This window comes from Mesorhizobium marinum, from assembly GCF_040813675.1.
Taxonomy (GTDB): Bacteria; Pseudomonadota; Alphaproteobacteria; order Rhizobiales; family Rhizobiaceae; genus Mesorhizobium_K; species Mesorhizobium_K marinum.
The window spans coordinates 390,931-413,032 of record NZ_JBFOCI010000001.1 but is presented as its reverse complement, the minus strand read 5'-3'; the positions used below and the strand labels follow the sequence as shown (position 1 = coordinate 413,032).

The 22,102-nt window shown below is 66.7% G+C and carries 20 protein-coding genes; 13 read left to right on the top strand and 7 right to left on the bottom strand.

Going from position 1 to position 22,102, the window contains the following annotated elements:
• Positions 1-1,398: a dihydrolipoyl dehydrogenase gene (gene lpdA, locus ABUE31_RS02050; RefSeq protein WP_367721827.1), complete on the top strand. Its 1,398-nt coding sequence runs from the start codon at positions 1-3 to the stop codon at positions 1,396-1,398.
• Between the two features lie 10 nt (positions 1,399-1,408).
• On the opposite strand, the gene ABUE31_RS02045 is transcribed toward lpdA, so the two are convergent.
• The 3 genes from ABUE31_RS02045 to doeA are packed head-to-tail and all read right to left on the bottom strand — an operon-like array spanning position 1,409 to position 4,538.
• The gene (locus ABUE31_RS02045) at positions 1,409-2,191 is read right to left on the bottom strand and encodes a GntR family transcriptional regulator (protein ID WP_367721825.1); all 783 of its coding nucleotides are present in this window, start codon (positions 2,189-2,191) and stop codon (positions 1,409-1,411) included.
• A complete protein-coding gene (gene argE, locus ABUE31_RS02040) occupies positions 2,188-3,351 on the bottom strand; it encodes an acetylornithine deacetylase (protein ID WP_367721823.1) in 1,164 nt (387 codons plus the stop codon). Before argE ends, ABUE31_RS02045 begins: the two co-directional genes overlap by 4 nt.
• 2 nt (positions 3,352-3,353) lie before the next feature.
• Positions 3,354-4,538, bottom strand: a complete 1,185-nt coding sequence (gene doeA / locus ABUE31_RS02035) for an ectoine hydrolase DoeA (protein WP_367721822.1) — start codon at positions 4,536-4,538, stop codon at positions 3,354-3,356.
• 193 nt (positions 4,539-4,731) lie between these two features.
• On the opposite strand from doeA, the gene ehuB reads away from it, so the two are divergent.
• The 9 genes from ehuB to amaB all read left to right on the top strand — a co-directional run bounded on the left by ehuB (position 4,732) and on the right by amaB (position 13,220).
• Entirely contained in the window at positions 4,732-5,580 is an 849-nt protein-coding gene (gene ehuB / locus ABUE31_RS02030) for an ectoine/hydroxyectoine ABC transporter substrate-binding protein EhuB (RefSeq protein ID WP_367721820.1), read from the top strand.
• Positions 5,581-5,691: 111 nt separating this feature from the next.
• Positions 5,692-6,357: an ectoine/hydroxyectoine ABC transporter permease subunit EhuC gene (ehuC, locus tag ABUE31_RS02025; protein WP_367721818.1), complete on the top strand. Its 666-nt coding sequence runs from the start codon at positions 5,692-5,694 to the stop codon at positions 6,355-6,357.
• 3 nt (positions 6,358-6,360) lie between these two features.
• Positions 6,361-7,029, top strand: a complete 669-nt coding sequence (ehuD, locus tag ABUE31_RS02020) for an ectoine/hydroxyectoine ABC transporter permease subunit EhuD (protein WP_367721817.1) — start codon at positions 6,361-6,363, stop codon at positions 7,027-7,029.
• Entirely contained in the window at positions 7,029-7,850 is an 822-nt protein-coding gene (gene ehuA, locus ABUE31_RS02015) for an ectoine/hydroxyectoine ABC transporter ATP-binding protein EhuA (protein ID WP_367721816.1), read from the top strand. The genes ehuD and ehuA overlap by 1 nt, the downstream gene beginning before the upstream one ends.
• Positions 7,847-8,854 carry a hydroxyectoine utilization dehydratase EutB gene (gene eutB / locus ABUE31_RS02010; RefSeq protein WP_367721815.1) on the top strand — a complete coding sequence of 336 codons (1,008 nt, stop codon included), beginning with the start codon at positions 7,847-7,849 and terminating at the stop codon, positions 8,852-8,854. Before ehuA ends, eutB begins: the two co-directional genes overlap by 4 nt.
• Positions 8,844-9,836, top strand: a complete 993-nt coding sequence (locus ABUE31_RS02005; RefSeq protein WP_367721814.1) for a cyclodeaminase — start codon at positions 8,844-8,846, stop codon at positions 9,834-9,836. The genes eutB and ABUE31_RS02005 overlap by 11 nt, the downstream gene beginning before the upstream one ends.
• Positions 9,837-10,045: 209 nt before the next feature.
• Positions 10,046-11,005, top strand: coding sequence for a dihydroxyacetone kinase subunit DhaK (locus tag ABUE31_RS02000; protein ID WP_367722503.1), 960 nt, complete (start codon positions 10,046-10,048; stop codon positions 11,003-11,005).
• Positions 11,006-11,010: 5 nt separating this feature from the next.
• On the top strand, positions 11,011-11,616 hold the full coding sequence (gene dhaL, locus ABUE31_RS01995; RefSeq protein WP_367721812.1) for a dihydroxyacetone kinase subunit DhaL: 606 nt from the start codon (positions 11,011-11,013) through the stop codon (positions 11,614-11,616).
• 77 nt (positions 11,617-11,693) lie between these two features.
• On the top strand, positions 11,694-13,220 hold the full coding sequence (gene amaB / locus ABUE31_RS01990; protein ID WP_367721811.1) for an L-piperidine-6-carboxylate dehydrogenase: 1,527 nt from the start codon (positions 11,694-11,696) through the stop codon (positions 13,218-13,220).
• A gap of 47 nt (positions 13,221-13,267) precedes the next feature.
• Here amaB and ABUE31_RS01985 read toward each other — a convergent pair whose 3' ends face one another.
• On the bottom strand, positions 13,268-14,881 hold the full coding sequence (locus ABUE31_RS01985) for a GMC family oxidoreductase (protein ID WP_367721810.1): 1,614 nt from the start codon (positions 14,879-14,881) through the stop codon (positions 13,268-13,270).
• 363 nt (positions 14,882-15,244) lie between these two features.
• Between ABUE31_RS01985 and ABUE31_RS01980 the strand changes: the two genes are divergently transcribed.
• The 3 genes from ABUE31_RS01980 to ABUE31_RS01970 all read left to right on the top strand — a co-directional run bounded on the left by ABUE31_RS01980 (position 15,245) and on the right by ABUE31_RS01970 (position 18,355).
• Positions 15,245-15,766 (top strand): GreA/GreB family elongation factor, encoded by a 522-nt coding sequence (locus ABUE31_RS01980; protein WP_367721808.1) that lies wholly within the window; start codon positions 15,245-15,247, stop codon positions 15,764-15,766.
• Positions 15,763-17,016, top strand: coding sequence for a D-amino acid dehydrogenase (locus tag ABUE31_RS01975; protein WP_367721807.1), 1,254 nt, complete (start codon positions 15,763-15,765; stop codon positions 17,014-17,016). The genes ABUE31_RS01980 and ABUE31_RS01975 overlap by 4 nt, the downstream gene beginning before the upstream one ends.
• A gap of 73 nt (positions 17,017-17,089) precedes the next feature.
• Positions 17,090-18,355 carry a Glu/Leu/Phe/Val family dehydrogenase gene (locus ABUE31_RS01970; protein WP_367721804.1) on the top strand — a complete coding sequence of 422 codons (1,266 nt, stop codon included), beginning with the start codon at positions 17,090-17,092 and terminating at the stop codon, positions 18,353-18,355.
• Between the two features lie 50 nt (positions 18,356-18,405).
• Here the strand turns inward: ABUE31_RS01970 and ABUE31_RS01965 are convergent, their stop codons facing one another.
• From ABUE31_RS01965 to ABUE31_RS01955, 3 genes are read right to left on the bottom strand one after another with little or no spacing between them, the layout of a single operon-like run.
• A complete protein-coding gene (locus ABUE31_RS01965; protein ID WP_367721803.1) occupies positions 18,406-19,647 on the bottom strand; it encodes a saccharopine dehydrogenase family protein in 1,242 nt (413 codons plus the stop codon).
• A gap of 34 nt (positions 19,648-19,681) precedes the next feature.
• Positions 19,682-20,779, bottom strand: coding sequence for a carboxynorspermidine decarboxylase (locus ABUE31_RS01960; protein ID WP_367721802.1), 1,098 nt, complete (start codon positions 20,777-20,779; stop codon positions 19,682-19,684).
• Positions 20,776-21,648, bottom strand: coding sequence for a hypothetical protein (locus ABUE31_RS01955; RefSeq protein WP_367721800.1), 873 nt, complete (start codon positions 21,646-21,648; stop codon positions 20,776-20,778). The genes ABUE31_RS01960 and ABUE31_RS01955 overlap by 4 nt, the downstream gene beginning before the upstream one ends.
• Between the last annotated feature and the right edge of the window lie 454 nt (positions 21,649-22,102).

The window sequence follows — 22,102 nt, the reverse complement described above, 5'->3', positions numbered from 1 at the left end:
GTGAAGGAGATCGCCTGCAACCTGCTGGTCATCGGCGCCGGGCCTGGTGGCTACGTCTGCGCGATCCGCGCCGGACAGCTCGGCCTCGACACCGTGATCGTCGATATGGCCAGGCCCGGCGGCACCTGCCTCAACATCGGCTGCATCCCCTCCAAGGCGCTGATCCACGCTGCCGAGGAGTTTTCGGCGGCAACCGCGATGGCGAGCGGCAAGAACCACGTCGGCGTATCGGTAGCCGACCCGAGGATCGACCTTGTGCGCACCATGGCCTGGAAGGACGGCATCGTCGGCCGGCTCAGCAACGGCGTTGCCGGTCTCCTGAAGAAGGCCGGCGTCAAGATGGTGGCCGGCAGCGCGGCATTTCGCGACGGAAAGACGGTCGAGGTGGCGACGGAGACCGGCCGGCAGCTGATCCGCGCGCGACATGTCGTGATCGCAACGGGCTCGACCCCGGTCGAGCTGCCGTCGCTGCCGTTTGGCGGAAACGTCATCGGCTCGACCGAGGCGCTCGCGATGACCAGCGTGCCTGCGACGCTTGCGGTGGTTGGCGGCGGCTATATCGGCCTCGAACTCGGGACGGCATTTGCCAAGATGGGCGCCCGCGTGACCGTCGTCGAGGCGGCCGAACGCATCCTGCCGCACTATGACGCCGACCTGACCCGTCCGATTGCGCGCCGACTGGCCGAACTCGGCGTAGAGATCCTCACGTCGACAAAGGCGCGGGGCCTGGCTTCCGGGCCGGGAACGTTGCTCGTCGAAAGGGCGGATGGCGCCGAAGCCCGCATCGCCGCCGACAAGGTCCTGGTGACGGTCGGGCGCCGCCCGGTGATCGACGGCTGGGGTCGGGACGAACTGGTGCTCGACATGGACGGCCACTTCATCCGCATCGACGACCAGTGCCGGACCTCCATGCAGGGTGTCTACGCCATCGGCGACGTGACCGGCGAGCCCATGCTCGCGCATCGGGCGATGGCTCAGGGCGAGATGGTCGCCGAGATTGTGGCGGGCCATAGCCGCGCCTGGGACAAGCGATGCATCCCGGCCATCTGTTTCACGGATCCCGAGATCGTCTCGGCCGGGCTGTCGCCCGAAGCCGCCCGGTCGGCAGGCCAAGCGCTCAAGATCGGCCAGTTTCCCTTCAGCGCCAGCGGGCGCGCGATGACGCTGGGGAGTGACATGGGCTTCGTGCGCGTGGTGGCGCGCGCGGACAACCACGTCGTGCTCGGCATTCAGGCGGTGGGGACGGGCGTCTCCGAGCTTGCCGCCGCCTTTTCGCTGGCGATCGAGATGGGCGCCAGGCTCGAGGACGTCGCGGGAACCGTGCACGCCCATCCGACGCTCGGCGAGAGCTTCCAGGAAGCCTGCATGAAGGCGCTCGGCCTCGCGCTGCACGCCTGAAGCGCCGCCGTCAGCGGGGCCCCGGCCCGCCGCTAACGGCGGAAGGCTTTTCGCTTGCATCGTGACCGGCAAGCGCGCGGTGCGCTCCGATGCGCAGGCGCTGGAAACTCATCGAGATGTGCGAGCGGCGGATGTGACCGACAGCCTCGAGGTCGCCGATTTCGACGGCGGCGACGATGTCCGAGACCTCGCGGTGGAAGATCAGGATTTCGTCCTTCAGCATCTCCTGGTAGTGCCCGAGGCGGGACGCCGTCTTCAGCCAGATGCGCGTGGTCTGGTAGTAGAGCCGTTCGCTGATCTCGCGCAGCGGCTCGTTGCCGGTGAGCGAGTTCAGGAGGTGGAAGAACTCCATGTTGATGCGCGCGAACTCGCGGGCGTCCGGGTTCGAGATGAGGTTCTCGCAGCGCGCGAGCAGCATGCGGAACTCGGCCCTCTTCGCCTCCCCCGGTTGCACCGGCGAAAGCTTGCCGATCAGTTCGGCCAGCTCGACGCGGAGCTGATAGACCTGCTCCAGTTCGCCGACCTCGATGTCCGTGACGATCGTGCCGACGCCGTGCATCGAGCGCAGCAGCCCTTCGGCCTCGAGCTTCACCAGGACGCGGCGTATCGGCGTGCGGCTGACGCCGAACTCCTCGGCGAGATCCTCCTCCCGCAGGCGCTCGCCGGGAGGATGGTCGAGCAGGCAGATGCGGGTGCGCAGCGCACGGTAGATGCGGTCGAACCGCTCGCGCGCGCCCTCGTCGAAAGCCGGCCTGGCTGCGGGGGCGTCCTCATGGCCGGCGTCCCGCGTCATGCCGTCAGCTTCCGGCGCAGGCCGTCCAGCATGGAGATGCAGGACGCGAGCTGGCCGATCTCGACATATTCGTCGGGCTTGTGCGCCTGCGCGATCGATCCGGGGCCACAGATGACGGCGGACACGCCGGCCTGCTGGAAGAGCCCGGCCTCGGTGCCGAAGGCGACGACGTCGGCGTGGTTGGCGCCCGTCAGTTCGTTGACGATATCGCGGGCTTCCGACTGCTCGACGACGGCGAGGCCCTCGACCTCACCGATCGTGTGGGTGACGATGTCGGCGCCTGGCGAAATCGACTTCATCTCCCGCCGCAGCTCCTCTTCGTGCCGCGCCATCGCGGTCTTAATGAAATCTACGTCGGGCGCCTGCACCGGCCTGAACTCCCACTCGACGGCGCAGTGGCCGGCGATGACGTTGCGCGCCGCGCCGCCGTTGAAGCAACCCACCTGCAGGGTCGTCCACGGCGGCACGAACCGACTGTCGGCAGGCGCACGATCCTTCATTCCTTCGCGGATTTCCAGCAGCCGCGACACGTAGCGCACGGCATATTCGACGGCATTCACGCCCAGTTCCGGCTGCGACCCGTGCCCCTCCAGCCCCACGAACTCGGTCGTGTACTCATAGCAGCCCTTGTGCCCCTCGATGACGCGCATTTCCGTCGGCTCGCCGATAATTGCAACCGACGGGCGGATGCCGGACCGCGCCAGTTCCTGCACCAGGGCGCGCGCGCCAAGGCAACCCACCTCCTCGTCATAGGTGAAGGCGAAGTGCAGTGGCCGGCGCAACGCCGTACCGTCGAATTCGGGGGCGACGGCGAGGCAGGCCGCGATAAAGCCCTTCATGTCGCAGGCGCCGCGCCCGTAGAGCCTCCCGTCCCGCTCGACCATGCGAAACGGATCGGTCGCCCAGTCCTGCCCCTCGACGGGCACCACGTCGGCATGCCCGGAAAGGACGATGCCGCCATCCGCCCGGGGACCGAGCGTGGCGAACAGGTTCGCCTTCGTCCCGCTCGGGTCGCGCGTGACCATGCAGGTGGCTCCTGCTTGTCGCAGGCGACCCGCCGCGTAGTCGATCAGGGCGAGATTGCTGTCCGCCGAGACGGTGGGGAAGGCGATGAGATCGGCGAGGATCTCTCGCGTCCGGGAAAGCGTGTCCGACGGCAAGATCAGTCCTTCACGATCAACTTGCGCGGCCGGTCGCACAGGCATTCGGCAGGACCGCTGTCGCGGATCAGGATGCTTTCGGTGATCTCCATTCCCCAGTCGGACATCCACAGGCCGGGCATGAAATGGAAGGTCATGCCCGGCTCGAGGATCGTCTCGTCCTCGCGGCGGAAGGAAATGGTGCGCTCGCCCCAGTCAGGCGGATAGGAGAGCCCGATCGGATAACCGCAGCGTCCCTCCTTGGCGATGCCGGCCCGTTCCAGCGAGCTGAACAGCGCGTCCGCCACCTGCCCGGCGCGGTTGCCCGCGCGGGCGGCCTCAAGGCCCGCTTCGAGCCCCTCGACCAGCGCCTTCTCCGCGTCGATCATCTGTTGTGGCGGCTTTCCCAGGAACACGGTGCGGCAGAACGGAACGTGGTAGCGCCGGTAGCAGCCGGCGATCTCGAAGAACGTCGCCTCGCCGGTCCTGAATGGCCGCCCGTCCCAGGTGAGATGCGGCGCCGCGGCGTCGGTTCCCGACGGCAGCAGCGGCACGATCGCGGCATAGTCGCCCCAGGCGTCGTCGACGCCGCGGACGGCGTCGCCGAGGATTTCGGCCACCAGTTCATTCTTCTTCACGCCGGGCTCGACGCGCGCCGCGATGCCGTCGACGATTCGCTCAGAAATCCTCGCGGCCTTGCGCATGAAGGCGATTTCTTCCGCCGACTTCACGGCCCGCTGCCAGTTTACCAGCGCCGTCGCGTCGACGAACTCGGCATCGGGCAGTTCCTCGCGCAGCACGAGATAGGCTTTCGCCGAGAAATAGTAGTTCTCGAGTTCGACCCCGATCCGCTTTCCTGCATACCCCCACTCGCGCAGGCGGTGCGCCAGATCCTGCATCGGGTGATGCACGGTCGACTGGACGTAGCGGTCGTTGTAGCCGGCGACCCGCTCGTCCTCCATCCAGACGGTGCGGACCGCGCCGTTCGCGTCCTGCACACGGCCCCACCAGACCGGGTCCGCGTCGTGGAAGACAACCACCCCCTGGTGCACGTAGAACGACCAGCCGTCGTAGCCGGTCAGCCAGGCCATGTTCGAGGGATCCTCGACGAACAGCACGTCGAGCCCCTTCGCCTCCATCGACCTGCGCACCTTTTCGAGGCGGCGGTCATATTCGCCGCGGCTGAACGGCGGTTTCGATGCAGGCATGTTCTCCTCCAAGCGCAGGCACACCATTTGGTGGCTCATTGTGTACATCTAGAGTCCATTTGGCAGGTTGAAAAGCCGAATTCTGCAAACATTCAGCCAAAATTCGGGTTGACACCGTATTCGCCTGCTGTTGTTGTGCACAACATAAACAAGGATGACAACCGCTCAATCCTAATCAAGCAGGGGAATGACGATGAAGAACCAACTCTTGAAGTCCATGATCGCGGCCGGTGCCGGCCTTCTTGCCCTCGGCGGCATCGCCGCGAACGCCGGTCCGCTGGCCGATCGCGTCGCCGCCGGCGAGCCCATTCGCATCGGCTTCGCCAACGAGATTCCGTTCGCCTACCCGGCCGAGGACGGCAGCCCCAAGGGCTTCGTCAACGTCTTCACCATCGGCGTGCTGAAGAAGATGGGCTACGACAAGATCGAGCCCGTGCAGACGGAATGGGGCGGTCTCATCCCGGGCCTAAACGCGGGCCGGTTCGACATCGTGACCGGCGGCATGAACATCCTGGCCAGCCGTTGCGAGAACATCGCCTTTTCCGAGCCCATGACCAAGGTCGGAGACGCGTTCATCGTCGCGCCCGGCAACCCCAAGAAGATCGGCGACTACAAGAGCCTCGCCGATGGCGGTGCGGTCATGGTGACCGGCGCCGGCTATTCCAACATCGAGGCGGCAAAGGCCGCGGGCGTGACCGAGGCCAACATCATGCAGGTGCCCGGGCCGACCGAGATTCTCGCTGCCGTGAAGGCGGCCCGCGCCGACGCCGGCGCCGGGACCTATTTCACGATGAAGCAGCTGGCCGACAGTTCGGGCGGCTCCGTCGAGGTGACCGATCCCAACGCGATGCCGGAGGACTCCTTCAACTGGGCGGGCATCGGCTTCCGCAAGGACGACCAGGACTTCCTCGACAAGTTCAACGCCGCCATGAAAGAATATCTCGGCTCGGAAGAGATGATGAAGGCGGTGGCCGAGTACGGCTACGCCGAAGCATCGCTGCCGGGCGACAAGACGACCGAATGGGTCTGCGCCAACCGCTAGCATGACGGTTTGCGAGCCGGCCGGTCCGGCAGACATCGGTACGCGGGCGCTCCGTCATGAGGGCGCCCGCCTTCTCCCCTTCCGCTGCATCGAGGGAAAGGCCTGAGCGGGATGTCCCTGTTCGAATTCCTCGTCCAGTACGGCGACCGCATCTTCAGCGGCACGCTGGTCACGATGGTCCTGACCGTCCTCGCCTCGCTGCTGGCGATTGCGATCGCCCTCGTCTCGGGCCTGATGCGGCTGTCCCCCAACGTACTGGTGCGCGGCGTCGCCACCGTCTATATCGAGATTTTTCGCGGCACCTCGCTGCTGGTCCAGCTCTACTGGATCTTCTTCGTGCTGCCGCTCTTCGGAATCACGCTGGAGAAGTTCACCGCGGGGTTCGTGGCCGTCGGCATGAACCTCGGCGCCTACGGCGCGGAACTGGTGCGCGGGGCGATCCTGTCGGTGCCCAAGGGCCAGTGGGAGGCGGCGCTTGCCCTCAACATGTCGCCAGCCAAGCGCATGTTGCGCGTGATCCTTCCGCAGGCCGTGCTGATCATGCTGCCCTCCTGGGGCAACCTGCTGATCGAACTTCTGAAGGGAACAGCATTGGTGGCGTTGATCGCCGTCGCCGACCTGATGTTCCAGGTCAAGCAGATCAACGGCACAACCTTCCTCTCCGCCCAGGCGTTCGGGACGGCGCTCATCATCTACTACATCCTCGCGCGGTTCATGATCACGCCTTTCATGCGCTGGCTCGAAGCGTTCATGATGCGCAAGATGGGGAGGGCCTGAGCTGTGTTCGACTGGCGCTGGGACTTCACCTGGGAAATCCTGCCGCGGCTTCTCGTGGCCACCGGCAATACGCTGCTGGCGGCGACGCTCGGCTATGCCATAGCCGTGGTGCTGGGCCTCGTCATCGCGCTGGCGCAGCGCACCCCTTCCCGCCTGCTGACGGCCACTGTGCGCGAAGCCGTCGAGTTCATCCGCTCGACGCCGCTGATCCTGCAGATCTTCTTCGTCTTCTATGTCGGGCCGCAGTTCGGGCTCAGGCTGTCGCCGTGGACGGCCGGCATGATCGCCATCGGCCTCCACTACGCATCCTACCTGTCGGAGGTCTATCGCGGCGGGCTGGACAGCGTTCCGAAGGGCCAGTGGGAGGCCGCCACCTCGCTCAACCTGTCGACGACGCGCACGTATTTCCGCGTCATCGTTCCGCAAGCGCTGCCGCCATCACTGGCCGGCATGGGCAACTACCTCGTCGGCATCTTCAAGGATACGCCGATGCTGTCGGTCATCGGCGTCGCCGAACTGATGCATACGGCGACCGCGATCGGCTCGGAGACCTACCGCTACCTCGAGCCCTACACGCTGGTCGGGCTCATCTTTCTCGCCATCTCGCTGCCCACCGCCGCCGGCATCCGCCTCTTCGAGGCCTGGGTGCGCCGGAAACTTGGGATGATCTGATGTCCGCCGAAAACCTCCAGGATTTCCCCCTCGCCCTCGAAGGCGACGACACGCCGATGGTGCGGTTCAGGAAGGTCAGCAAGCGCTACGGCTCGCTGGTCGTGCTGGATTCGCTCGACCTCGACGTCGCCGAGGGTGAAATGGTCACCATCATCGGGCCGTCCGGCTCGGGCAAGACGACCGTGCTCAGGATGCTGATGACGCTCGAGACGATCAATGACGGCGTCATCTATGTCGACGGCAAGCCACTCACCCACATGCCCGGCCAAGGCGGCCTGGTGCCGGCCAACAGCCGCCACCTCAGGCAGATGCGGTCGAAGATCGGGATGTGCTTCCAGCACTTCAACCTGTTTCCGCACATGACCGCCCTCGAGAACTGCATGGAAGGGCCGGTTCACGTGCTGGGCCTCTCCCGGAAGGAGGCGCGCGAGCGCTCCGAGGAATTGCTGGAAATGGTCGGCATGGGCGACAAGCGCGACCAGCATCCGTCGCGATTGTCCGGCGGCCAGCAGCAGCGCGTCGCCATCGCCCGCGCGATGGCCATGCGGCCGAAGGTCATGCTGTTCGATGAGGTCACCTCCGCGCTCGACCCGGAGGTGATCGGCGAGGTGACCAACGTCATCCGCAAGCTGGTGGCCGAGCACCACCTGACGATGCTGATGGTGACCCACCAGATGGGTTTCGCCAAGGACATCTCCGACCGCGTCTGCTTCTTCTTCGGTGGTCGCATCGAGGAACAGGGGACGCCAGAAGAACTGTTCGGCAACCCGCAGCGCGAACGCACCCAGCAGTTCCTCAGCGCGGTGAAGGAGGCGATTTGAGCCTTTCGCTTGCCGATGTCCTGGCGGCGCGGCGCCGGATGGCGGGCGTCGCCGTGCACACACCGCTCGTGCCCTCGCCCTTCCTGTCGGCGCGCTGCGGCCAAAACTTCCTGCTGAAGCTGGAGAACACCCAGCCCATCGGCGCCTTCAAGCTGCGCGGGGCGGTCAACGCCGTATTCGGCCTGCCGGCTGAGGCGAACGGCGTCACATGCTGCTCGACCGGCAATCATGGCCGCGGCGTCGCCTATGCGGCGCGGGCACGTGGACTGCGCGCGGTGGTCTGCATGTCGTCCCTGGTGCCGCGCGCCAAGGTGGACGGGATCAGGGCGCTTGGCGCCGAAGTGAGGATTGCCGGTCGCAGCCAGGACGACGCCCATGCCGAAAGCCGCCGGCTTGCGAAGGAAGAAGGTCTGGTTGAGATCTCACCCTTCGACGATCCGCTGGTGATCGCCGGCCAGGGCAGCATCGGGCTGGAACTGATGGAGGACAGGCCCGATCTCGCCGCCATCCTGGTGCCGCTGTCTGGCGGCGGCCTCGCCGCAGGCGTCGCGCTCGCCGCCAAGGCGATAAGGCCGGATATAAGGGTGTTCGGCATCTCCATGGACCGCGGTGCGGCTATGCACGAAGCGATGCGCGCCGGCCGGCCTGTGGAAGTGGAGGAGGTCCCGAGCCTCGCCGACTCGCTCGGCGGCGGCATCGGCATGGACAACCGGCTGTCCTTCCCGATCTGCCGTGACCATCTGGCAGGCGTCGTCCTCGTCACCGAGGAGGAGATCTACCGGGCCATGCAGGCGCTTTATTTCGAGGACCGCCTGGTCGCGGAAGGAGCCAGCGTCGTCGGCGCGGCCGCGCTGCTTGCCGGAAAGCTGCCCGCCTTCTCGGGTCCTGTCGCGACCATCGTCACCGGGCGCAACGTCGACATGGCAGCGTTTACCGATGTGGTGTGCGGCCGCGACATCCAGCTCGGCGACTATCTTGTGAAAGGGTCAGCCTATGGTTCGTGACGTATCGATCCTCACGGAGGCTGATCTGCGCCAGGTCGTGCGTCTCGATCCCGACGCCGTCGAAATGGTGGAGCGCGCCTTCGCGGCGCTCGCCTCGGGCAAGGTGGTGATGCCGCCGATCCTGTCGATGGCGATCCCCGAGGCGAACGGCGAGGTGGACGTCAAGACCGCCTACATTCCCGGCTTCGACGGCTTCGCCATCAAGGTCAGTCCAGGCTTCTTCGACAACCCGAAGATCGGCCTGCCCAGCCTCAACGGATTGATGATCCTGTTTTCGGCAAAAACCGGGCTTGTCGAGGCGTTGCTGCTCGACAACGGCTACCTGACCGACGTCAGGACGGCTGCGGCTGGCGCAGTCGCCGCGAAGCACCTTGCGCCGTCGCGCGTGCGGACCGCCGGCGTCATCGGCACCGGCGCCCAGGCGCGCCTGCAACTGCAGGCCGCCCATCTGGTGCGCCCGTTCGAACATGCCCTGGTGTGGGGGCGCGACGCCGCCAGAGCCGCCGCTTGCGCAAGTGACCTTCAGTCGTCGCTCGGAATTCCGGTGCGAGCCGAGCCCGACGCCGCGCGGCTTGTCGCGGAAAGCCAGCTGGTGGTCACGACGACCCCGGCGGAAGAACCGGTATTGAAATCCGCATGGCTGCATCCGGGCCTGCACGTCACGGCGATGGGTTCCGACCAGGCCGGCAAGAACGAGATCGAACCAGGGGCCCTTGCCGCATGCGATCTCTACGTCGCCGACCGCGCCAGCCAGTGCGAAATCCTCGGCGAGCTGCGCAGCGCCATCGCCGCCGGCATCTGGACCCGCGGCGCACCGCCGGAGCTCGGCGACATCGTTGCCGGGACACGGACGGGCCGCACCAGCGATGACCAGGTCACGATCTGCGACCTGACCGGCACCGGTGCGCAGGATACCGCGATCGCCACCCAAGCGCTCGCGGCGGCGCGGCGCGCGGGCATCGGATCGACGATAGCGACCTAGCGCTCATCGCCCGCCGTTTTCCGACCTTTCGAACAGGCGCGCGGGTGGTTTCCGCCGCCGCCTGGCGCGACAGCCCTGTGCGTGGGCCGGCAAAGCGCTTGCCCACGCGGCGCAGCCGACTATAGGTTGCCGACCGCGAGTAACCCAGGGAGGAACGTGTGAACCTTGCGCAGAAGTTGATCAATGACGGCAACGCCGCTGTCGACGAGATGTTGACGGGCATCATTGCTGCGCATCCGGACCACCTGTGGCGACCAGAGAATGCGCCGCGCGCGGTAGTCGCCAAGCGTGGCCCGCGTCCAGGCAAGGTCGCGTTGGTTGTAGGCGGCGGCTCGGGGCACGAACCGACATTCCTGGGCTTCGTCGGCAAGGGATTGGCCGATGCCGCGGCGATCGGCAACGTGTTCGCCTCGCCTCCCCCGCAGCCGGCCGTCGACGCAGCGCTGGCCGCCAATGGCGGCGCCGGCGTCCTGTTCCTCTACGGCAACTATGCCGGCGACGTGATGAATTTCGACATGGCCTCGGAACTCCTCGAGATGGAAGGGGTCGAGGCGAAGACCGTGCTGTCGACGGACGACATCGCTTCGGCGCCGCGCGACCAGCGCGAGAAGCGCCGCGGCGTCGCCGGCAACGTCTTCATCTTCAAGGCCGCCGGCGCCGCCGCCGACATGATGATGCCGCTCGACGAGGTCGAGCGTATCGCAAGGCACGCCAACGACCGCACCTTCACCATGGGCGTTGCGCTGTCCTCCTGCTCGCTGCCGCAGACGCGCCGCCCGAGCTTCGACCTGCCCGCCGGCGAGATGGAGATCGGCATGGGCATCCATGGCGAGCCGGGGGTGCGGCGCGGGCCGCTGCGCCCCGCCGACGAGGTCGCAGACGAACTGATGGACGCGATCCTGGCCGAGATGGCCGCGCCGGCCGGCTCGCGCGTGGCCGTGCTGGTCAATTCGCTGGGGTCCACCCCCCTGATGGAACTCTACATCCTCAACGCCCGCATCGCGCAGCGGCTGGCCGATGCAGGGCTCGTCGTGCACAAGACGCTGGTCGGGCCCTATTGCACATCGCTCGAGATGGCGGGCGCATCGATCACCGTCATGCATCTCGACGACGAACTGCAGCGGATGCTCGACCATCCGTGCGACTGCGCGATGTTCCGGCAGGGGTGAACGCCATGGATTTCACGACCGACGACCTCAAGGCGCTGTTTGCCGCCCTCGCCGCGCGGATGCAGGCAGAACGCGACGCACTCTGCGCGCTCGACGGGGTGATCGGCGACGCCGACCACGGCATCGCGATGGAACAGGGCATGAGCGCTGCCGCAAAAGCCGCCGAAGCCGCCGACGGGACGCTGCAGGACGTCATCAATGCAGCTGCCAAGGCCTTCCTGAACGCGGTCGGTGCATCCTCGGGGCCGCTCTACGCGACGGGCCTGTTGCGCGCCGGCAAGGCGGCAGGGCCGCGTCAGTCGATGCCGCGCGACGAACTGCGCCAGCTCATCGTGGCGATCCGCGACGGGATCGTGCAGCGCGGCAAGGCCGAACCGGGCCAGAAGACGATGCTCGACGCCTGGGCGCCGGCGGCGGAAGCCGCCGCCTCCGGCGCCGGACCGGACGCTATCGCAAAAGCCGCCAGGGCCGGTGCCGAATCGACGCGCGCCATGGTCGCGACGCTCGGCCGCGCCGCCCGCCTCGGCGACCGGTCGGTCGGGCATCCCGATCCCGGCGCCGTCTCGGCTTCGATGCTGGTGGAAGAAATCGGCCGCGCGATGCGCGGTTGAGCGCTTGGCCGGCGGCTTGCCGCCGTCGCGCGCCGGCCGGAACGCCCGGCGCGCCCTAGTTCTGAGGAGATCTGACCATGACCAAGAAAGTCGATGTGAAGGTGGAAGCGGCGCGCATCCTCGATGCGCTGGGTGTCGCGCGCAGCGCCTGGACCGGCGGCGACATGGCTTCCTTCAGCCCGGTATCCGGCGAAGAAATCGCCAGGCTGAAAACGACGCAAGCCGCCGAGGTCGGCAAGATCATCGATGCGGCCCACGACGCGTTCGGCCAGTGGCGGAACGTGCCTGCCCCGAGGCGCGGCGAACTGGTGCGGCTGCTCGGCGAGGAACTGCGCGCCTCGAAGGCGGACCTCGGCCGGCTTGTCTCCATCGAGGCCGGCAAGATCGAATCCGAGGGCCTCGGCGAGGTGCAGGAGATGATCGACATCTGCGATTTCGCGGTCGGGCTATCGCGCCAGCTCTACGGCCTGACCATCGCGACCGAACGCCCCGGCCACCGCATGATGGAAACCTGGCATCCGCTCGGCGTCGTCGGCATCATTTCCGCCTTCAACTTCCCGGTCGCGGTCTGGTCGTGGAACGCCGCGCTCGCGCTTGTCTGCGGCAACGCCGTCGTCTGGAAGCCTTCCGAGAAGACGCCGCTCACGGCGCTGGCCTGCCAGGCCATACTGGACCGCGCGCTCGCCCGCTTCGGCGACGCCCCCAAGGCCCTCTCCCAGGTGCTCATCGGCGACCGCCATGTCGGCGAGGCGATGGTCGACCACCCGAGGGTGGCACTGGTGTCGGCCACCGGCTCGACCCGCATGGGCCGTGAGGTCGGCCCGCGCCTCGCCAAGCGTTTCGCACGCTCCATCCTCGAGCTCGGCGGCAACAATGCAGGCATCGTCTGCCCCTCGGCCGATCTCGACATGGCGCTCAGGGCGATCGCATTCGGCGCGATGGGCACGGCGGGACAGCGCTGCACGACGCTGCGCCGCCTGTTCGTGCACGAGAGTGTCTATGACGACCTCGTCCCCCGCCTGAAGAAGGCCTATGCCAGCGTTTCCATCGGCAATCCGCTGGAGACCGGCGCGCTGGTCGGGCCGCTGGTCGACAAGGCGGCGTTCGATGGCATGCAGAAGGCGCTCGGAGCGGCGAAGGCCGCCGGCGGCACCATCACCGGCGGCGACCGCGTTGCGGACGCCGGCGCCGACACGGCGTACTATGTGCGACCGGCGCTCGTGGAGATGCCGGTCCAGACCGGACCCGTGCTGGAAGAGACCTTCGCACCGATCCTCTACGTGATGCGCTACGGCAGCCTCGACGAGGCGCTGGAGCAGCACAATGCGGTTTCCGCCGGGCTTTCCTCGTCGATCTTCACGCTCGACATGCGCGAGGCGGAACGGTTTCTCTCCGCGGAAGGGTCGGACTGCGGCATCGCCAACGTCAACATCGGTACCTCGGGCGCGGAAATCGGCGGAGCTTTCGGCGGCGAGAAGGAGACCGGCGGCGGCCGCGAGAGCGGTTCGGACGCCTGGAAGGCCTACATGCGCCGCGCCACCAACACGGTGAACTATTCGAAGGCGCTGCCGCTCGCACAGGGCGTCTCCTTCGACATCGGGTAGCGAGAAGACCGGACGACGGCTGGCGGCTCGCCAATCACAGCGGCGGGTCAGGCGGCGTTGCGGATCATGTCGGCCGCCTTTTCGGCGATCATCACGACCGGAGAGGCCGTGTTGCCGGAGACGATCCTCGGCATGATCGACGCGTCGATGACGCGCAACCCGCCAAGCCCGCGCACGCGCAGGTCCGGCGCGACGACCGAGGCGTCGTCGGCGCCCATCCGGCAGGTCCCCACCGGATGGAAGATCGTCGTTGCAATATCGCCGATCCGCTCGAGCAGCGCCTCGTCCGTCTCGTGGATCGGTCCGGGCAGGATCTCCTCCGGCCGGTAACGCTCCAGCGCCTTCGCCGTCATGATGCGACGCGCCTGGCGGACCGCCGTGACCGCAACATCCCGGTCGCGCGGGGCCGAGAGGTAATTGAGCCTGATCTCGGGCTGCTCGTCCGGGCTTCGGGAACGAACATGTACGCTGCCCGAACTTTCGGGCCTGAGGTTGCACACCGACACCGTGATCGCAGGATAGGGGTGCAGGCCGGCGCCCAGCCTGTCCGTCGAAAGCGGCTGGACGTGATATTCCAGATCGGGCGTCTCCAGGGCCGGATCGGACTTTGTGAACATGCCGAACTGGCTCGGTGCCATCGACATCGGCCCGGATCGCGCAAAGGCGTACTGCAGAGCGATCCTCGCCTTGCCGAACGCGCTGTTGGCGATCGTGTTCAGCGTCGTGGCGCCGGTGACCTTGAAGACCGTGCGTATCTGCAGGTGATCCTGCAGGTTCTCGCCGACACCGGTGCTTTCGTGCAGGACCTCGATGCCGAGGTCCCGCAGCACATCGGGCCGGCCGATGCCGGAATGCTCGAGGATTTTCGGCGAGTTGATCGAACCGGCGGCGAGCAGGACTTCGCCGTCCGCGCGTGCCTCGCGAAGCGCGCCGGCCTGCCGGTAGCGCACACCCGCGACCCGCTTTCCGTCGAGAACCAGGCACTCGGTCATCGCCTGCGTGACGAGACGGAGGTTCGGCCGGCCGAGCGCCGGGCGCAGGAACGCCTTCGCCGCATTCCAGCGCACCCCGCCGCTCTGGTTGACCTCGAAGAAGCCCGACCCTTCGTTGTTGCCGTCGTTGAAGTCCTCGCGCGGCATGACGCCGAATTCGGCGGCGCCGTCCTGGACCGCCTCGAGGATGTCCCAGGAAAGTCGCTGCCTCGCGACCTTCCATTCGCCGCCGGCGCCGTGCAGCGGCCCCTTCCCGGCGTGGTGGTCCTCCGACCTGATGAAGTAGGGCAGCACGTCGTCCCAGGCCCAGCCGACATTGCCCATCTGCCGCCAGCCGTCGTAGTCGGCGGCCTGGCCGCGCATGTAGATCATTCCGTTGACGGAACTGCATCCCCCCAGGATCCGGCCGCGCGGGTAGATGAGCGAGCGACCGTTGAGACCTGGTTCGACAGCGGTCTTCATCATCCAGTCGGTGCGCGGATTGCCGATGCAATAGAGATAGCCGACCGGGATGTGGACCCAGTGGTAGTTGTCGCTGCCGCCGGCTTCGAGCAGCAGAACACGCTTCGATCCGTCCGCGGTCAGGCGGTTGGCGAGCACGCACCCGGCAGTGCCCGCACCCACGATCACATAGTCGTACCGGCCTTCATCGACGACCGCCTCGGTCATGTCGCGCATTCTCCTCCGGCGCCTCGGCGGCAAGCATCCGCCTGCCGCGCCAGACGACCATGCTGAACATCGGAGCGAGGCGCAAGCGCGACACCGGAGACCCGGCGGCTGTCTTGCATGTCGCGCAGGGAACGCTATTGTGCCGCCTGACACATTTCAGGCCAACATCTTGCATTCATCCCCCGCATTTCACGTCGTTCAGAGGAGTCGCGTTCGGTTCATGAACCACGCGGGCAGCCTCATCGCATGCATCTAGCCCTGGCGCGGCCGCAAGGCCGTCGACCGGGGGCCGGAAATCCAAACCAAGCTCACATTCGGTTCTGATTTCCGGGTCCGCCACCGCTGACCCGGTGGAGATGCATGATGACGGTACTGATCCTGGGCAGCCCGATGGCTGCCGCCGACTACCACGCCTGCCAGGCGATCCTGAAAGAGACCCCTCCCGGAAGCGCCCTAGAGCGCCTGATCCTCAGAAAGCTGCGCCACGCCACGCCGGCCGCCGACAGCGACATCGACCCGCTGCTGGTCACCATCAGCAGCCGCGTCGAATTCCAGATCGACGATGAGGCGCCTCAGACGCGCATCCTCGTCCGCAACGGATTCCGCAACGGACTGGTCGGCCTGACCCTGCTGATCACCACGGCGCGCGGCATGGCCATGCTCGGCCTGCGCGCCGGACAGTCGTTCGCGTTCGACGAGAACGGCCGGACAAGGACGGTCACCGTTCGCAACGTGCCGTACCAGCCGCAGGCCGCGCGCCTGGGCCGGCGCCCGGCCGCGCGGACGGGCAACGCGTCTGCCGACGTCGTCAGCCTGCAGACGGCCCGCGAGGACAGGGACCACGCCCCGGCCTGGGATGCAGCGATCCGGAGGAAGGGCACATGAAGGTCCTCGTTCTCGGCGCCGGCGTGATCGGCGTCACCTCCGCGTGGTATCTCGCCAAGGCCGGCCACGACGTGACGGTTCTCGACCGTCAGTCCGGCCCATCGCTGGAAACCAGCTTCGCCAACGCAGGCGAGATTTCGCCCGGCTACGCCTCGCCTTGGGCGGGACCCGGCGTGCCCGTGAAAGCGATCAGGTGGCTGCTCATGAAGCACGGGCCGCTGGCGCTGCGCCCGGCTCTCGACCCGGCGATGTGGTCGTGGGTGCTCAGCATGCTCGGCAACTGCACGTCGTCGCGCTATGCGATCAACAAGTCGCGCATGGTCCCGATCGCCGAGTATAGCCGCGATTGCCTGCGCGAACTGCGCGAGGCGACTGGCATCGCCTACGACGAACGCAGCCTCGGCACCCTGCAGTTGTTCCGCAAGCAGAAGCAGCTCGACGGCATCGGCGGCGACGTCGACGTCCTCGAGCGGTACGGAGTGCCGTACGAGGTGCTCGACCGCGCCGGGTGCGTTCGCGCCGAACCCGCCCTCGCAAACGTCGCCGGCAAGTTCGTGGGCGGCCTGAGACTGCCGGACGACGAAACCGGCGATTGCCACGCCTTCACGACGAAGCTGGCGGCGCTGGCGTCCGGAACGGTCGAATTCCGCTATGGTGTGACGATCCGGGACATCGTCCACGACGGACGGCGCGCGCAAGGCGTGCGCACCGACGGCGGCACGATCGAGGCCGACGCGGTGATCGTGGCGCTGGGCAGCCACTCGCCGCGCCTTCTGAAGCCGCTCAGCATCCGCATACCGGTCTACCCGGTGAAGGGCTATTCGCTGACGCTGCCGATCGTCGACGAGTCCCGCGCCCCGGTCTCGACCGTGATGGACGAGACCTACAAGATCGCGATCACCCGCCTTGGCGACCGGATCCGAGTCGGCGGCACCGCCGAAATCGCCGGCTACGACCTGTCGCTGCGGCCATCGCGCCGAGCAGCGCTCGAACACTCCGTGACCGACCTTTTCGGCGGCGGCGGACGTGTCGAGGGCGCGACCTTCTGGAGCGGCTTGCGGCCGATGACACCGGACGGGCCGCCGATCATCGGCGCGACCCCGATCGGCGGCCTCTACGTCAACACCGGGCACGGCACGCTCGGCTGGACCATGGCCTGCGGCTCGGGCCGCGTGCTGGCCGACATCGTTTCCGGCGCCAAGCCGGACATCGACGTCAGGCAACTGGGCATCGGGAGATATCAAAACTGAACGCCCGGCGCTGAACGACGCCCCTGCGATCGCAGGGGCGATCCACTCACCAACCACTCAACCAGGAGACACAATGTCCGATCACACACTGCTTGAAGACGCCCTTGTCCGGCTGGACGATGCGGCAGCCCATCTCAACATCGACGCAGATGTGATCGAGAAGCTGAAATACGCGCGCGAGACCACGAAGGTACGCCTGATGATCCGCATGGACGACGGATCGCGGAAATCCTTCCTGGCATGGCGCTGCCGCTACGACGACACGCGCGGCCCGACGAAGGGCGGCATTCGCTTCCACCCGGAGGCCAACATCGACGAGGTCGAGACGCTCGCCTTCTGGATGACGTTCAAGTGCGCGGTGATGAACCTGCCCTATGGCGGCGGCAAGGGCGCGGTCGAGGTCGACCCCCGTCAGCTGTCCAAGGCTGAACTGGAGCGCCTTTCGCGCGCCTACATCCAGGCCTTCGCCCGCATCATCGGCCCGGATCGCGACATCCCCGCGCCGGACGTCTACACGAACTCCATGATCATGGGCTGGATGGCCGACGAGTACGCCCAGATCGTCGGCCAGGCGGAACCCGCGGTGATCACCGGCAAGCCGATCGCGCTCGGCGGCTCACTGGGGCGCGGCGACGCCACCGCCCGCGGCGGATACTATCTGGTCAGGCACCTGGCGAAGGACCTCGGCCTCGACCAGACGCTGCGCGTCGCAGTGCAGGGCTTCGGCAACGCCGGCCAGCATATCGCGCGCCTTCTCGCGGCCGACGGGCACAAGATCGTCGCGGTTTCCGACACCGAAGGCGCCGTGTACTCCGCGGCCGGACTGCATGTCGACCTGCTGACGGAAGCCAAGGCGCAGGGCCGCTCGGTGGTATCGACCGTCGGCCAGGGCGGCCACGAGGCGCTTGCGGGCGACGCGCTCATCGGCGTCGAGTGCGACCTTCTGGTGCCCTCGGCGCTCGAGAACATGATCCATGGCAAGAACGCCGACACGGTGACCGCGAAGCTTGTGCTCGAACTGGCCAACGGGCCGGTCACTCCGACCGCCGACCAGATCCTAGCCGCCAAGGGCACGGTCGTCCTGCCCGACATCCTGGCCAATGCCGGCGGCGTCACCGTCTCCTATTTCGAGTGGGTGCAGAACCGCCAGGGCTTCTACTGGAGCGAGCAGGAAATCCATGACCGGCTGCAGGCGATCATGGAGCGCGAGGGTCGCGCAATCTGGAACGTCGCCGGCGAGAAGGGCGTCACCATGCGCACAGCCGCTTACGTGCACGCGCTCGGCCGCCTGGCGGAAGCCATCGAGGCGCACGGCACGCAGAGCTTCTTCACGAGCTGAGCAAGACACGGAAGCGCCCCCGCCCGACGATGCGGCGGGGGCGCCCCGGTTCACGAGAAGGAAAGCTCCCGGTCGATCTCGCCTTCCCTGATGCGGGTCGGCAGGCCGATGCGGTTCAGCAGCGCGAGAAACGGGCGCGGCGGCAGTTCCTCGACATTGGCCATCTTGCCCAGGTCCCACTCGCCGGACGCGACCAGCATCGCGGCGGCGACCGCCGGCACGCCGGCCGTATAGGAAATGCCCTGGCTGCCGACCTCCTGGAACGCCTCCTTGTGGTCGGCCACGTTGTAGATGAACACCTCGCGCTCCTTGCCGTCCTTGACGCCGCGGACGAGGTCGCCGATGCACGTCTTCCCGGTATAGTCGGGCGCCAGCGAGCCCGGGTCGGGCAGCACCGCCTTGACCACCTTGAGCGGCACCACCTCAAGCCCCTCGGCCGTCTTCACCGGCTGCTCGGACAACAGGCCCAGGTTCTTCAGGACCGTGAATACGTTGATGTAGTGGTCGCCGAATCCCATCCAGAAGCGCACGTTCGGCACCTTCAGGATCTGCGACAGCGAATGCACTTCGTCATGGCCGGTCAGGTAGGCCTTTTGCTTGCCGACCACGGGCAGGTCCCATTCCCTGCCTACCTCGAACATCCGGTTCGAAGCCCACTTCCCGTCCTGCCACGACCAGACCTGCCCGGTGAACTCCCGAAAATTGATCTCGGGATCGAAATTGGTCGCGAAATAGCGACCGTGGCTGCCGGCATTGATGTCGATGATGTCGACGGATTCGATGCTGTCGAAATACTCGTCATGGGCGAGCTTGGCGTAGGCGTTGACCATGCCGGGATCGAAACCGGCCCCGAGGATCGCCGTGACGCCGGCCTGCTCGCATTCGCCGCGGCGCTTCCATTCGTAGTTGGCGTACCACGGCGGGGTCTCGCAGATCTTCCTCGGGTCTTCGTGGATCGCGGTGTCGATATAGGCCGCGCCGGTGGCCAGGCATGCCGAAAGGACCGACATGTTCAGGAAGGCCGAGCCGACATTGATGACGATCCGCGCGCCCGTCCTTTCGATCAGCGCCGTCGTCGCCTCCACATCCATCGCGTCGAGCGCATGCGCCTCGATCCTGCCGTCGGCCTTCAGGGCCTTCTTTTCGTGGACGGAAGCAACGATAGCTTCGCACTTTGCAAGGGTGCGCGAGGCGATATGGATGTCGCCAAGCACATCGTTGTTCTGTGCGCATTTGTGCGCGACGACCTGCGCCACTCCACCGGCGCCGATGATGAGGATGTTCTTTTTCATTCCGTGGGGATGCTCCGTGCTTGCTGTGTGGGGTTTATGAAAGGCTCTGCTCGTAGTCGGCGTAGCCGAACTCGCGAACGACCCTGATCGATCCGTCGAGTTCGCGGATCGCGATGGCCGGCATGGCCACGCCGTTGAACCAGTTCTTCTTGACCATCGTGTAGCCGGCGGCGTCGTCCACCGAGATCCGGTCACCGACCTTCAGGGGCTCGCGGAAGCGAAACGTGCCGAAGACGTCGCCCGCCAGACAGGACTTTCCGCAGACCATGATCTCGTGATCGCCTTCGTTGGGCAGGATCTTCGCGCTCTCGCGATAGATCAGCAGGTCCAGCATGTGGGCCTCGATGGACGCGTCGACAACCGCGAGGTGCTTGCCGTTGAAGAGGGTGTCGAGCACCGTGACCTCGAGCGTCGTCGACCGGGTGATCGAGGCTTCTCCGGGTTCCAGATAGACCTGCACGCCGAACTGTTGCGAGAAGCGCTTCAGGCGGTCGCAGAGGTCGTCGAGCGGATAGCCGTCGCCCGTGAAATGGATGCCGCCGCCGAGGCTCACCCAGTCGACGCGCCTGAGCAGGTCGCCGAACTGCTCCTCGATACGGCCGAGCATGCTGTCGAACAGTCCGAAATCGGCGTTCTCGCAGTTGTTGTGGATCATGAAGCCGCTGATCCGGTCGATGACCGGCATGACCCGCGCCGGATCCCATTCGCCGAGGCGGCTGAAGGGCCGCGCAGGGTCGGCAAGGTCGAAGGACGACGAGGAGACGCCGGGATTGAGACGGAGCCCGCGGGCGATGCCGGACGACGACGCGTCGAAGCGCTCGAGCTGTCCCACCGAGTTGAAGATGATCTTGTCCGCGTACTGCACGGCTTCATCGATCTCGTGGTCGGCCCAGGCCACGCTGTAGGCGTGCGTTTCGCCGCCAAAACGCGTGCGGCCGAGCCTGACCTCGTTCAGGGACGAGGACGTCGTGCCGTCCATGTAGTCGCGCATCAGGTCAAACACCGACCACGTCGCGAAGCACTTGAGGGCGAGCAGAGCCTTGGCTCCGGATCGTTCGCGCAGATAGGCGATGCGTTCCAGGTTGCGCAGCAGCCTGGACTTGTCGATCAGGTAGTACGGGGTCTGGATCAAGGGCGTGACTTCCGTCTTTCGGGGAGTTGTGGTTGAGCGGCGGGGCGCTCGAGCGGGCTGGAGACGGCAAGGCCGAGTGCCCGACGTTTCATCGATCTGGCGGCCAGCGATACATTTACCGAGGTCCGCGTGCGGTAGGCGTCTGCGACATACGAGGTGTCGGCCCGGAACTCAATTCCCTGCCGCAGGAACGGGGTGGCGTCCGTGAACCGGTCCGGACGCCGCCTGAAGCCGTCATCGGCGAGCGTGCCGATCCATTCGGCGACCTGTTCCGCCGGCTCGCGCAGGCCGCCCAGCAGGCTGAGAAACTCCTCCTGCAGCGCCGGAATCTCTTCGCGCGCCGATGCATCGGAAAGGCGGTTCAGGTCGCAGGCGAGCTGGTAGTGGCTTTTTTGAGGCCTTCTCCAGACGATCCGTCGGCCATCGATCACGTCGAGATATTCATCGATGGCGGGCACCGGGAGTCCTTCGACGGCGTGCGGCGCGAACAGCACGAACGGATCGCGTTCGCCGCGCGCCACCCGTTCCGCCTCGGTCACCGCAGGCCGACCGTCGGAGGGTGGAAAGAAGTCCAGTGTCGCCAGGATGGAGTCGCAGACCTTCGCGGACTTTGCCGCGACGTCTGCGGCACTTTCCAGCGACAGCCCGGCCTCACGATGCAGCGCATGGGCGACCGCCATGGCGACGCGGGCGCGCGCGGGAAGCGCGACAAGCCGCGGCCCGCCATCGCGGTCCGATGTCGAGGCCAGGAGGGCGGCCAGAGTGCGAACGACCTCGACGTCGCAGGCGAGCGCGCAAGCCAACTGGTTCTCGGTGAACATCCCGGCATGCCAGTCGTCGAACTGGGCCCGGTCGGCCGCGATGCTCATATTCCAACCCGCGAAGAAGCGCGGCCGACAACCGGCCGACCGGCAGCGTCGGCATCGCCTTCCGGCGTCGAGGGCACGACGACGGAGACGATGCACCATGGGCACCTCGAGGCAGATCTTGGCAGAAAGCGCCTGCAGGAAAGACAGAGGCTCCTCGGTCTGGAAGTTCTCAATTCGTGCTCCAACGGGTCGGCGCCGCAGCGCCGCTGAATCAGCCGATCTTTTCTGGAAGTGACCCGGTGCAGGAACTACTGGGGATCGGCGACGCAGGGCCTGCCCCGGGAAGAAACGCGTCCTTCGCCGGCAAGCCTCGAAATCCTTATAAACGTCTCCATGCACATGCGGTCTACCTAGGCGATGCGGGGTGTCGTCTCAAGGCGACGCTATGTCGCCAGCTGCTGTACGGGGACCACCGATATCCGGCCCTGAAAGCGGACTATGAAGGCTCCGGGCC

What these genes read in the sequence shown, in the direction of transcription:
- ABUE31_RS02045 (WP_367721825.1), bottom strand. Translation starts at nt 2,191, where the DNA reads ATGACGCGGGACGCCGGCCATGAGGACGCCCCCGCAGCCAGGCCGGCT.
- doeA (WP_367721822.1), bottom strand. Translation starts at nt 4,538, where the DNA reads ATGCCTGCATCGAAACCGCCGTTCAGCCGCGGCGAATATGACCGCCGC.
- ehuB (WP_367721820.1), top strand. Translation starts at nt 4,732, where the DNA reads ATGAAGAACCAACTCTTGAAGTCCATGATCGCGGCCGGTGCCGGCCTT.
- ehuC (WP_367721818.1), top strand. Translation starts at nt 5,692, where the DNA reads ATGTCCCTGTTCGAATTCCTCGTCCAGTACGGCGACCGCATCTTCAGC.
- ehuA (WP_367721816.1), top strand. Translation starts at nt 7,029, where the DNA reads ATGTCCGCCGAAAACCTCCAGGATTTCCCCCTCGCCCTCGAAGGCGAC.
- ABUE31_RS02005 (WP_367721814.1), top strand. Translation starts at nt 8,844, where the DNA reads ATGGTTCGTGACGTATCGATCCTCACGGAGGCTGATCTGCGCCAGGTC.
- ABUE31_RS02000 (WP_367722503.1), top strand. Translation starts at nt 10,046, where the DNA reads ATGTTGACGGGCATCATTGCTGCGCATCCGGACCACCTGTGGCGACCA.
- dhaL (WP_367721812.1), top strand. Translation starts at nt 11,011, where the DNA reads ATGGATTTCACGACCGACGACCTCAAGGCGCTGTTTGCCGCCCTCGCC.
- amaB (WP_367721811.1), top strand. Translation starts at nt 11,694, where the DNA reads ATGACCAAGAAAGTCGATGTGAAGGTGGAAGCGGCGCGCATCCTCGAT.
- ABUE31_RS01985 (WP_367721810.1), bottom strand. Translation starts at nt 14,881, where the DNA reads ATGACCGAGGCGGTCGTCGATGAAGGCCGGTACGACTATGTGATCGTG.
- ABUE31_RS01980 (WP_367721808.1), top strand. Translation starts at nt 15,245, where the DNA reads ATGACGGTACTGATCCTGGGCAGCCCGATGGCTGCCGCCGACTACCAC.
- ABUE31_RS01975 (WP_367721807.1), top strand. Translation starts at nt 15,763, where the DNA reads ATGAAGGTCCTCGTTCTCGGCGCCGGCGTGATCGGCGTCACCTCCGCG.
- ABUE31_RS01970 (WP_367721804.1), top strand. Translation starts at nt 17,090, where the DNA reads ATGTCCGATCACACACTGCTTGAAGACGCCCTTGTCCGGCTGGACGAT.
- ABUE31_RS01965 (WP_367721803.1), bottom strand. Translation starts at nt 19,647, where the DNA reads ATGAAAAAGAACATCCTCATCATCGGCGCCGGTGGAGTGGCGCAGGTC.
- ABUE31_RS01955 (WP_367721800.1), bottom strand. Translation starts at nt 21,648, where the DNA reads ATGAGCATCGCGGCCGACCGGGCCCAGTTCGACGACTGGCATGCCGGG.